Here is an 11388-nt window from a genome sequence, read left to right on the forward strand (position 1 = left end):
CCCAACAATAAGTCGAGCGACGTCCTCAACAAAAAGTGGGTAAGAATTACATGATAGCTATCACAATGCCGCTGTTTTTCTTTTTGCTAGAAACACGAACTAATTCATTACCCCACGTGCCTGCGCGGGTCGAGAAAGTATACACTCACTAATTTTTGTACCCAACAATAAGTCGAGCGACGTCCTCAACAAAAAGTGAGTAAGAATTACATGATAGCTATCACAATGCCGCTTTTTTTCTTTTTGTTAGGAACACAAACTAATTTATTTTCCCAAAGTAGCACAGGCACAACTGCGGGGTAGGCCGTGGCCATGAGACAACTGGCAGCCCCATCGCCAGCTGGCTCATGGCTGTAGGCAATCCCCCACGTGCCTGCGCGGATCTAGAAAGTGAACACTTGCCAACTTCAGAACCCAAAAATAAGTCGAGCGACGTCCCCAACAAAAAGTGAGCAAGAAATACATGATAGCTATCACAATGTCACTGTTTTTCTTTTTGCTAGAAACACAAACTAATTCATTACCCCAAAGTAGCACAGGCACAACTGCGGGGTAGGCCGTGGCCATGAGACAACTGGCAGCCCTACCGCCAGCTGGCTCATGGCTGTAGGCAATCCCCCACGTGCCTGCGCGGGTCGAGAAAGCATCCACTTACTAATTTTAGTAACCAAAAATAAGTCGAGCGACGTACCCAACAAAAAATGAGCAAGACGGGCAGCCGTGTAGTGCTTCTGTCAAATGGAATTCTTAGTTGGGTAACGTAAAAATCTTTTTTTCTAGTACCATAATCCCCCTCATCACTACTCAGTAGCGCAAGCAAAACTGCGGGGCAGGCCGTGGCCATGCACCTGCAAGTTTGAATCATGAAACTTTCTCTTGCCAACTAATCAGAAAATTCGTAGTATAGAGAAGAAGGAGTGTGAAGGCCTTGTTAACAGCTCTTACAAGTGGCGGGAAGCAAGTCGTGCTAACACGGCAGTGGTCCCTGGCCGACTTACGAGAGTGGCGTAAAAACGAAACCTTTCATTGTCCACAGTGCAAAGAACAAGTACTCCTGAAAGTCGGCGATATTGTAATTCCACACTTTGCCCATCTGAAGCAAACCACTTGCCGGGACAGTTTCTCAGAAGGGGAGTCCCCAACCCATCTGCTCGGTAAAATCCAACTCTATGAACTATTTTCACGTTTGCACCTACAAACAGCAATGGAACCTTATTTGCCTGACATCCGGCAACGTCCCGATCTGCTTGTAACATGGCGAAACGAGCAAGTCCCTATTGAATTCCAATGCAGTACGATTCCCATAGCCCGTATCCTTGAGCGTAACGCAGGCTACGATATGGTAAATATGACGCCAATTTGGATAGTACTAACACCTCAAAAAGTGCAAGACTCTTCAGCGTTTGTTCTTACTCATCGATTCACTCAATTCCAACAACACTTTATCCGTCAACTTCATTCACCTAGTAAAGAAGTTTTATCCGTGTTCATAACGTACAATCCGCTAAAGCAACAATTTCACTACCTTAGTCATTTCATCCATCTTCGAGGCACCGCGTTTGCGGTATGTCACTCCATCATGCAAAGCAAACATCAAACCATTCCATTTGCTATTCCTGCCACTCCATCCATAAAAGATATTGAAGAACTGGCGCGTCAATATCAATCTGCACGCCGAAAGTATCTTCGGTCGGTAATTGGGTATAATCAAAGAGGTATCCAACATCGTTTTTTGCGTGCGTGTTATGAAATGCGTGTGCAACCCATTCAATTGCCTGCATGGATTGGCGTTCCGACATTTGGGCAAGCGGCATTTACAGAGTCTGATAGTGAATGGCAATTGCTACTTATTGCGGTTATGCGACAAATGAGGAATACACCCTTCCAACTAAATCTCACCATCCTTCATTCATTTGTCAAAACATTTGAAGGGGATTCGATCCAACAAGTGGAAGCTTGTCAAAGTTATGTGGATTTCTTGAGAGAGCAGCGCATAGATATCTATCGAATGGATAAATTCATGGGTAGAGATTTTGTGCTGGAAATACTTTCAGGGCGATTTCTTGCAATGCATGCCAGGAATTGAGAAAATACAATAGTATCAAATAACGGTAAATGCAGGAGGAGGAATTGGATTGACGAATGATAACAAAGTATTGATGCGCGATGAAGTATCTGAAGAGGAAACATGGCGCTTGGAAGATATATTTTCATCTGATGAAGAGTGGGATAAAGAGTACAGCAAAATTGAAGAGATGGCCAAAGAAGCAGAACAGTATAAAGGGACTCTTGGAAATGGAGCACATCCACTTTTTGAAGCGCTAACATATCGTGACAAGTTGGCAGAACGTCTGCGAAGATTGTACACGTATGCGCATCTTAAAACAGATCAGGATACGACGAACAGCTTTTATCAGGCAATGGATGGTCGAATTAGAACATTAGTCGTGAAAATATCAACAGCGTTATCTTATTTCACTCCAGAATTACTCTCGATCGATGAAAAGAAATTGAATGAAACGATTGAATCGCATGAAGGCTTGCGTTTATATAAACAAGAATTTGAAGAGTTGAATGCAGAACGCGCTCACGTTCTGTCTTCCGAACAAGAGCAATTAATCGCGCAGTTATCTGAAGTAACAGGAAAATCTTCTGAAACATTCAGTATGTTAAACAACGCGGATTTGACTTTCGGTATGGTCAAAGACGAAGAGGGCCGTGACATTCAATTAACACATGGCCGTTATTCACAATTTTTAGAGAGTAAAGACCCGAAAGTTCGCGAAGCGGCATTTAAAGAAATGTATGCAAGGTACGGAGAGTTCAAAAATACATTTGCTTCGACATTAAGCGGTAATGTAAAAGGGCATAATGTAAACGCAAGAATTAGAAATTATAGTTCAGCGAGAGCGGCAGCATTATCCAATAACCATATTCCGGAGCAAGTGTATGAAAACCTGTTATCTACCATCAATAAAAACCTAGGATTATTACATCGTTATGTAGCGCTGCGTAAAAAAGTATTGAATGTGAATCAGCTTCATATGTGGGATATCTATACACCACTAGTCGAAGATACAAAGATGAAGTACACATACGATGAAGCGAAAGAAACCATGCTTGAGAGCTTCCATCCGCTCGGAGAAGATTATCGGGCTGTTGTAAAAGAAGGGCTTGATAATCGCTGGGTTGATGTTCGTGAAAATAAAGGAAAACGTTCAGGTGCGTATTCTTCAGGTTCTTATGGAACAAACCCGTACATCTTAATGAACTGGCAAGATAATGTAAACAATCTATTTACGTTAGCACATGAGTTCGGACATAGTGTACACAGCTATTATTCCCGTAAGTATCAACCATTCATTTATAGTGGGTATTCTATATTTGTAGCGGAAGTTGCATCAACAGTTAATGAAGCATTGCTGAATGATCACTTATTAAAAGTGACGACTGACGAAGATCAGCGAATTTACTTGTTAAACTATTGGCTGGATGGATTCCGTGCGACGGTGTTCCGTCAGACAATGTTTGCGGAATACGAGCACTTAATTCATAAGCTGGATCAAGACGGTGTACCGTTGACTGCTGAAAAGTTAACAGAAGAATACTATGCTTTGAACAAAAAGTATTACGGAGAGGCGATTGTTAGTGACGAGGAAATTGGTTTAGAATGGGCACGTATTCCTCACTTCTATATGAATTATTATGTCTATCAATACGCGACAGGATATAGTGCAGCCGTAGCGCTCAGTAAGCAGATTTTAGATGAAGGAGAGCCGGCAGTAGAGCGTTATATTACGAACTTCTTGAAAGCAGGGTCATCCGATTACCCTATCGAAGTACTTAAAAAAGCGGGTGTCGATATGACATCTGAAAAGCCCATTGAGGAAGCGTGCCGAGTATTTGAAGCACGATTAAATGAGTTGGAACAACTATTGGCAAAGAGAGGGTAATTTTTGACTACATGTTTCGACAGCGATCTGCGAAGACCGTGACATTTGGATGAAAGCTGTTATAATTTGTTGAAGTCATTAATCATTTATGATATGGTGTAATTGTGGAATAAATCACATACCAAACATACACCCCTTTTGTTTGAACGTGAACATTTCTCCCATTCCCTTTGAAGAAGAGCATTCACTCCCCCCCAGGAGAGGATGCTCTTTTCTTTACGTAAAAAAGCCGAAGTCCCAAGAAATGGTTGGACTTCGACTGGTATAAGGGCTATTTAATTAGCGAACAATTAGGTTGCTTTTTACGCCATAGCGTACGATCTTGGAAGGGAATCCGTTCGATTTCCTGTTTTAGTAAGCGTTTCTTTAATTCGCGTTCAGCTTCTTTTTCTGTCATATGACACATTTCCGCGATTTCTTTCGTTGTGAGTAAATCAAAACGATTGAATAACAAATCAATTGAAGGAGGTATTTCTGGTAGAAGTTGTCCTCCGGTTAGTTCTTCTAAAATCTGTTCGTAAATTGCATAGTCATAGAGGCCGCTCACTTTCAATCCTTCGTCTTCAATATTGCTGTTGAAGAAGACGAAAGTGGGTGCTTCATCCACTTCCATTTCGTTACCTAAATACATATCGACTTGCAACGCACGCGATGTTTCTTCAGAAGTAAAATCTGCGATAAATTCATCTACGTCTAAATTAATGCGTGCAGCAATTTCTACAAGTACAGAATAGGATGCCACATCACGCTTCTTCAAAAAGGAATACTCAAGTAAACAGGATAAGTAACGGAACCCAGCTCGCTTACCTTGGAACTCTGCAGCTTTTACTGCAATATTAGGGAAACAAGGGTTTGACCGCTTCGTGGACTTGGCATCGTTTGGATCAAGTAAAGAAGGTGGATTCAATTTTGTCATCGGTGTTCGTAGCGCGATGCGTAACGTGAAATAGTGATCGTATTCGACTTGCATTTTACGTAGCAATGGCTGCAGTGACCAACAATCTTTACAATACGGATCAAGAAATACATAGAGTTCAATGGGCTTTACTGAAGCAGAGTAGTGTAACGTATCATCAATAACAGTTAGATAGTTCACTGATCTTCCTCCTCGTTCCTATTTACCATATGGTTGGCTGTTAAGACAAGGCGTTTATAGTAGACTTCCCGAAGTGGACCCTCCAGTCCTACATCGTCCATTGCCTCAGCCATGCATGCTAGCCATGCTTCTGCGCGTGTAGGTGTTATAGGGAAAGGGTTATGTCGAGCCCTCATCATAGGATGTCCGTGCTCTTCCGTGAATAGGTTAGGACCACCGAGATATTGTGTTTGAAATTGTTTTTGTTTCCTAATGGTTTCGGATAAATCATTAGGGAATATTGGAATGAGATCTGGGTGAACAGCCACTTTTGCGTAAAATGTTTCAATCAGTTCGTGTAATTTTTTCTCGCCGATCTCCTCAAAAGGGATGACAGGTTTTCGAGTCATTGAATTCACACCCCTTCGTGCTTTGTATCTGTATTCTATCAACGAACGAATTTCTATACAAATAAAAGAGCTTATTTTGTTTCTTGTTATATAGCAGATTGGATCGCTAAAGTCGGATAAGCGGCGTAGCTGATCTTCTCGTAGTCGCCTTACGCTTACAATTGGCTAGATAGTGGTGGGGACACATTGTAAAAAAACAACGAAAAGTTTACACCGTTTGGTGGTAATAGTTCATGACTTTTTTTACGTAGTTCTGGGTTTCTTTGAAAGGCGGGATGCCTCCGTATTTTTTTACGTTCCCAGGTCCTGCATTGTAGGCTGCTAGTGCCATTTCGTTTGAGCCGAATTGGTTGAGCATGCTACGCAAGTATTTCGCTCCACCCATGATGTTTTGCTCCGGATCCATCGGGTTGGACACACCGAGGTATTTAGCTGTGCCTGGCATTAGTTGCATAAGTCCGGCTGCGCCTGCGTGACTTTTCGCATTACTTTTGAAGTTGGATTCTTGTTTGATGACGGCGGCAATTAGTTTTTCTGGTAGCTGATATTTTTCTGCAGCTTGTTTGATAATGTCTGCGTATGGATTATTGGTTGCTAGTGACGTATTGTCTGGTGATACAGCAGCCAATTCTTTACCTGGCTTTGTCGATATATCAAATGGTGGTATGCTGCTTCCTTGGCTAAATAGTTGTGCGGATTGATTTGCGAGTTCAGGGCTTATGATATTGTCGTCCAGCAATTGCGTAAGCATTGTTTGGAACTGATTGGAGCTGGTCGGTGGATTAGTACTGAAGGATTGAACCGCTCCAAGAGTTTGTAGTGTATTGATTTCAAGGAGTAACCGAGTGTTAATGGGGGCGAGATTCATACTTTTTCCTCCTGTTTATTGAAGATAGTAAATGGGTTCGTTTATTATATCTATTATACCAACTTTCTTATCATAATGCACAATAACGAAATGCAACTACGTGTGGCATATGGTAGACTAAACGTAAAGACTTTAATTAAGGAAGTGGATGTCTTGGATATAAAAAATGAAATCATTGGAACAAGTAAAAATGGTAATGAAGTTCAATTTATATTGAATCCGGAGGCAGAGTGGCCGTTAGGTTCTCCAGCTGGGAAAATGTTAACAGACACGGATCGTCAATCGTTTGTATATATTTTTGATCACGAAACAGGCTATCGGTATGCGTATTTCCCGATGGACAGTTGGAGTGGACTGGTCGATATGTTGTTGCACCAAGCAGAACCTGTGTTGATGTGGCAAGATGAGAAAGTTCTATTAACAGGTGCTGCAGACGAATTGCAGGCGTTGATTTTTAATATTGAAGGTAATGATAACTACGGCGAGGAATTCAGTACAGCTGTAGAAGAAGTATTCAAGCCGGTGCTGGAAAAGGTGAATTGATATATGGCAAAAGAAATTCACAAAAAGAATGGAAGTGATGTTATGAAATTCACAATTCAGTCGCGAAATGACGAGATATCTAATAAGTTAATGAAAGAAGCACGTGTGTATTTACGCGATTTCGGTTTGAAATATGATGAAGAAGAACCGGATATTGTGTTGTCCATTGGTGGGGATGGAACGCTATTGCATGCTTTCCATAAATACATACACCGCTTGGATAAGACATCGTTTGTGGGAATTCATACGGGTCACTTAGGGTTTTATGCGGACTGGAAACCTTCTGAAATAGAAAAGTTGGTGATCTTGATCGCACGACAAGAGTACGAAGTCATCGAGTATCCTTTGATTGAAGTCACGATCAATTATCGTCACTCTGAAAAAAGTGCATCGTATTTAGCATTGAATGAATCCACAGTGAAATCACCTGAAGTTACGTTGGTGATGGATGTTGAATTAAATGGAGAACACTTTGAACGTTTTAGAGGAGACGGGCTTTGTATGTCGACGCCGTCTGGGTCAACTGCTTACAGTAAATCTCTTGGTGGTGCGATTATCCATCCTTCATTGCCGTCCATGCAATTGACGGAAATGGCATCGATCAATAATCGTGTATTCCGTACAGTAGGATCTCCGCTCATTTTACCCGATCATCATATCTGTACACTGACACCTGTAAAAGGTCCCGATTTCATGGTGACAGTCGATCATTTGCAACTCCTGCATAAAGATGTCAAATCTATCGAATATAAAGTGTCCAATGAAAAGATGGGCTTTGCGCGCTTCCGTCCTTTCCCATTCTGGAAACGTGTAGAAGAGTCATTTGTAGCGAGTGATTTAATCTATGAACGTGAAGATGATGAAAAGAAAAAATAATACGCTGTTTCAATTACAATTCGTTGTGAAGGAAAGTGGATTGCTTCGTGAATTTTTAGCGCAGCATGAAATTTCCAAAACGACGTTAACGGCTATTAAATATCGCGGTGGCGAGATCTTGGTGAATGGACAGTCTCAAAACGTGCGTCATAAGTTGCAACCTGGTGATCAAGTCACTGTATTATTCCCTCCGGAACAAGTGAGTGATGGATTGATTTCACAAGAGGGCGCGTTATCCATTTTATATGAAGATGAAACTCTTTTGATGCTTGATAAACCAGCTGGACAGAGCACGATCCCTTCTCGCAATCATCCTTCTGGAACGCTTGCGAATTTTGTCTGTGGAAAATTTGAGACAGAAGGTATTCTATCAACTGCTCATATGGTGACGCGTCTTGATACAGATACATCGGGTATTATTTGTGTGGCAAAAAACCGCCATATTCACCATCTATTAAGCAAACAAATGGCGCAAGATTTGTTTCAACGTCAATATACTGCATTCTCGGAAGGTATAATTACTAAGCCATTTTTGACTATCGAACAACCGATTGGCAGAAAAGAAGGCAGTATTATTGAGAGAATTGTGCGGGAGGATGGACAGTATTCAAAAACCGATGTGTCCGTAAAAGCGCATTATCGTAATGAAGCAGACTGTTTCTCCGTTATAGACTTGACGTTGCATACAGGCCGTACGCATCAAATTCGTGTGCACATGCAATGGCTTGGTCATCCACTCATAGGTGATGATTTATACGATGCAAATCCAGACGTATTCCCACGCCAAGCATTGCATTGTTCTAGCGTCAGTTTACTTCATCCGATAACGAAAGAGAGAATGCACTTTACTAGTCCGTTGCCGGAAGATATGCAATACTATTTACGGCAAAGTCAGCAAGTGTGCGGATTCTCTCAACAGCAACCACTCTGTTAATATAAAGCAGTACTCACGTTGTATAGAAACTTACTAGTACGTGTTAGCGTACCGTATGTACAGAAGGGAAGGTGTGAAATCATGACTACTCAACCAGAACAAATGAAAAGTGAGATCGTTTTGGATGCAGTAAAGTTGCGAGAATTGCTGAGCAACGAGGACATTCATTCGTTCAGAAAAGAATATTTGGTACTTCATCCGTATGATCGAGCGACTTTTTATGAAGAAGTTGGTGCAGAGCTTCGGGAGTTGATGTATTTTTATTTATCGCCAAAAGAACTTGCGGAAATATTTGAAACAAGTGAAATTGAAGAAGATGAATATGAAGAGTTCCTTGAGGAGATGGACGCGACATATGCCGCAGAGATGATTTCATACATGTTTGTGGATAATGCGGTAGATGTCCTGAAAGAACTAGATAAAAAGAAAGTCGTTAGCTATCTAACATTGATGGATAAAGAAGCAGCGATTCAAATTAAAGCATTACTACACTATGAAGAATATACAGCTGGTTCGATCATGACGACGGAATTCGTGACGGTTTCCGAAAATTCCACTGTTCGTTCCGCTATGACAATTTTACGTAGTGAAGCACCAAGTGCTGAGACGATTTACTATATTTTCGTTGTGGATGACTACCAGCGCTTAACTGGAGTCGTTTCATTACGAGACTTGATTATTGCCGATGAAGATACATTAATTCGCGCCATTATGAGTGATCGTCTCGTCAGCGTATCGGTTTCCGACGACCAAGAAGACGTTGCCCGAACGATTCAAGATTATAACTTCCTAGCTGTTCCAGTTGTCGACTTCCAGCAACATATTTTAGGGATTATTACAGTTGATGACATTATTGACGTTATCGATGAAGAAGCATCGGATGATTATTCCAAACTTGCCGGTGTCTCGACAATGGATACATTTGATAAAAACCCATTTTCTGCTGCCAAAAAACGGATTCCATGGCTACTGATTTTATTGGTTCTTGGAATGTTAACGGCGAACTTAATTGATTTATTTACTGAAACGATTTCTCAAGTTGCTTTATTAGCCGCATTTATCCCCTTGATCGCCGGAACTGCCGGAAATAGTGGAACCCAGTCTCTTGCTGTTGCGGTTCGTGGTATCGCAACACGTGATATTGAAGATGAAAGTAAATTGAAGTTATTGATACGAGAAGCGGGTACTGGAATTATTACAGGTGTGATTTGCGCAATATTTGTCGTTTTATTAATTTTTATCTGGAAGCATGAACTGGTGATCGCTTTATTAGTAGGAGCAGCAATGATGGTTTCGATTTTCGTTGCAACGATTTCGGGATCATTTATTCCGTTATTTATGCATAAACTGAAAGTAGACCCGGCTGTGGCCTCAGGACCATTTATTACTACTCTTAACGACGTTATCAGTGTCGTCATTTATCTAGGTCTTGCAACAGTATTCCTTAGTTCTTTATGAACTGGGAATACTGTTTTTTTATATTTCGGAACGTTAGGCGTTTTACTTACATATGTTACTTAAAAGGAAGTGATGAAAATGCGTCATGAGAAGCCGTTACTGTTCATTTCAAGCCCTGTTATTAGAAGATATCGATATACCCCCATTGTCGAAGAAGAAAGCACATCCGTTTTTGAGCTAGAACACTCAAGAGGATTGGAGCATCCCGTCGTCTTACCCGTTGCAGAAAGCTTGTCGGCATCAGAGTCACCAGAGATCCAACAAGAATTATTAGCAACTCAACTCATTCGTCAAAGATTAGAATACTTGCAACACCCATTCCGTAAAGAATTATATGCTCCTTTAGAAATCATCACTGAAAAAAGTAGTATCAAAGGAAAGTTGCATGATTTAGAAAATGAAGTCGTCTGGATCAAATCGGACAAAGAAATCACTACAGTCCGCATTGAAGAAATCTTAGATATCCTTTGGAAACAGCAATCATTCACTATTTAATTCTTACTAGTAACAAGGCGAACCCGTTAAATGGGTTCGCCTTGTTTTGTTTATCGTGAAGATAGTGCAACGATGCATCCATTCTTGTGACATTACTATTGCTAAAACAAAAAGACGAACCCTATTCCTATAGGGTCCGCCATTTAGCATTGCAAGTAACAAATTAATCTTCGTCGCAGAAATTGATAAACACATCATCAATACACTGAATACCGCAGAAGCAACTCAAGTCGACCGTCAAGCATGTATTCGTAGGTCCGAAACCATTCACCTTACAAATTTTCTCGAAACAGATTTTTCCGTCTGTAGTAATATCAAACGGGTGTCCGTTATACAAAGGCTGCAATACTTGAATGGTAGCACAGCAAGAATCAAACACTGTCTGCACACGGAAAAATACGGAAACGCAACTCGTATGCTTATGATGTGTTGACTTATGATTAGCCAGTGACTCTTCTGCCGTCATTTTAGGATAATGCTTCCGTTTACCACCTCTGAATACTGCCTTGAAATAGTCCCCGTTACCCGTCAATAAACTGAATACGCGGGTGTTGACGCGTCCTCTAACCGGACTGACTAAACTGCCGAGCGGTGCCATGAAACAATCGGTATCACACTCAACACAATCCACTTCCGGACACGTATTCTGGACGCGTTGGATAAAGCGTACTACTTCACAAATACAATTCGACTTATGACAGCCACCATGTTTGCTGTCTTTTTTTTCACATCCCACTACTGTCCACCTCCTGTTTGTCGTTCTCTATACTTTATGC

General features: G+C 41.2%; 11 protein-coding genes. 7 read left to right on the plus strand and 4 right to left on the minus strand.

Annotated elements, in window-relative coordinates:
- The first annotated feature begins 928 nt into the window (after nt 1-928).
- Nucleotides 929-2086 carry a competence protein CoiA gene (locus tag CSV70_RS06075; RefSeq protein ID WP_158232417.1) on the plus strand — a complete coding sequence of 386 codons (1158 nt, stop codon included), beginning with the start codon at nt 929-931 and terminating at the stop codon, nt 2084-2086.
- A gap of 73 nt (nt 2087-2159) precedes the next feature.
- Complete coding sequence (gene pepF / locus CSV70_RS06080; RefSeq protein WP_099628702.1) at nt 2160-3953, plus strand: oligoendopeptidase F; 1794 nt, start codon at nt 2160-2162, stop codon at nt 3951-3953.
- A 271-nt stretch (nt 3954-4224) separates the two neighbouring features.
- Here the strand turns inward: pepF and CSV70_RS06085 are convergent, their stop codons facing one another.
- The 3 genes from CSV70_RS06085 to CSV70_RS16835 all read right to left on the minus strand — a co-directional run bounded on the left by CSV70_RS06085 (nt 4225) and on the right by CSV70_RS16835 (nt 6306).
- Nucleotides 4225-5049, minus strand: coding sequence for a DsbA family protein (locus CSV70_RS06085; protein WP_085133056.1), 825 nt, complete (start codon nt 5047-5049; stop codon nt 4225-4227).
- Nucleotides 5046-5438: a globin domain-containing protein gene (locus CSV70_RS06090; RefSeq protein WP_085133057.1), complete on the minus strand. Its 393-nt coding sequence runs from the start codon at nt 5436-5438 to the stop codon at nt 5046-5048. Before CSV70_RS06090 ends, CSV70_RS06085 begins: the two co-directional genes overlap by 4 nt.
- 208 nt (nt 5439-5646) lie before the next feature.
- Complete coding sequence (locus tag CSV70_RS16835; RefSeq protein WP_085133058.1) at nt 5647-6306, minus strand: lytic transglycosylase domain-containing protein; 660 nt, start codon at nt 6304-6306, stop codon at nt 5647-5649.
- Nucleotides 6307-6459: 153 nt separating this feature from the next.
- On the opposite strand from CSV70_RS16835, the gene CSV70_RS06100 reads away from it, so the two are divergent.
- From CSV70_RS06100 to CSV70_RS06120, 5 genes are all read left to right on the plus strand, one after another.
- Nucleotides 6460-6849, plus strand: coding sequence for a UPF0738 family protein (locus CSV70_RS06100; protein ID WP_099628653.1), 390 nt, complete (start codon nt 6460-6462; stop codon nt 6847-6849).
- Between the two features lie 42 nt (nt 6850-6891).
- The gene (locus CSV70_RS06105) at nt 6892-7725 is read left to right on the plus strand and encodes an NAD kinase (RefSeq protein ID WP_029052471.1); all 834 of its coding nucleotides are present in this window, start codon (nt 6892-6894) and stop codon (nt 7723-7725) included.
- A complete protein-coding gene (locus tag CSV70_RS06110) occupies nt 7694-8659 on the plus strand; it encodes an RluA family pseudouridine synthase (RefSeq protein WP_233191762.1) in 966 nt (321 codons plus the stop codon). The genes CSV70_RS06105 and CSV70_RS06110 overlap by 32 nt, the downstream gene beginning before the upstream one ends.
- A gap of 81 nt (nt 8660-8740) precedes the next feature.
- Nucleotides 8741-10117, plus strand: coding sequence for a magnesium transporter (gene mgtE, locus CSV70_RS06115; protein WP_085133060.1), 1377 nt, complete (start codon nt 8741-8743; stop codon nt 10115-10117).
- Between the two features lie 78 nt (nt 10118-10195).
- On the plus strand, nt 10196-10612 hold the full coding sequence (locus tag CSV70_RS06120) for a hypothetical protein (protein ID WP_099661092.1): 417 nt from the start codon (nt 10196-10198) through the stop codon (nt 10610-10612).
- A 163-nt stretch (nt 10613-10775) separates the two neighbouring features.
- Here the strand turns inward: CSV70_RS06120 and CSV70_RS06125 are convergent, their stop codons facing one another.
- Nucleotides 10776-11348: a CotY/CotZ family spore coat protein gene (locus CSV70_RS06125; RefSeq protein WP_099628655.1), complete on the minus strand. Its 573-nt coding sequence runs from the start codon at nt 11346-11348 to the stop codon at nt 10776-10778.
- Between the last annotated feature and the right edge of the window lie 40 nt (nt 11349-11388).

Origin of the sequence: Sporosarcina sp. P25 (assembly GCF_002743235.1) — a bacterium.
GTDB classification, from domain to species: domain Bacteria; phylum Bacillota; class Bacilli; order Bacillales_A; family Planococcaceae; genus Sporosarcina; species Sporosarcina ureae_B.

Coding starts and splice junctions, on each gene's coding strand:
- pepF (WP_099628702.1), top strand. CDS start 2,160: ATGCGCGATGAAGTATCTGAAGAGGAAACATGGCGCTTGGAAGATATA.
- CSV70_RS06090 (WP_085133057.1), bottom strand. CDS start 5,438: ATGACTCGAAAACCTGTCATCCCTTTTGAGGAGATCGGCGAGAAAAAA.
- CSV70_RS06120 (WP_099661092.1), top strand. CDS start 10,196: ATGCGTCATGAGAAGCCGTTACTGTTCATTTCAAGCCCTGTTATTAGA.
- CSV70_RS16835 (WP_085133058.1), bottom strand. CDS start 6,306: ATGAATCTCGCCCCCATTAACACTCGGTTACTCCTTGAAATCAATACA.
- mgtE (WP_085133060.1), top strand. CDS start 8,741: ATGACTACTCAACCAGAACAAATGAAAAGTGAGATCGTTTTGGATGCA.
- CSV70_RS06105 (WP_029052471.1), top strand. CDS start 6,892: ATGAAATTCACAATTCAGTCGCGAAATGACGAGATATCTAATAAGTTA.
- CSV70_RS06110 (WP_233191762.1), top strand. CDS start 7,694: ATGAACGTGAAGATGATGAAAAGAAAAAATAATACGCTGTTTCAATTA.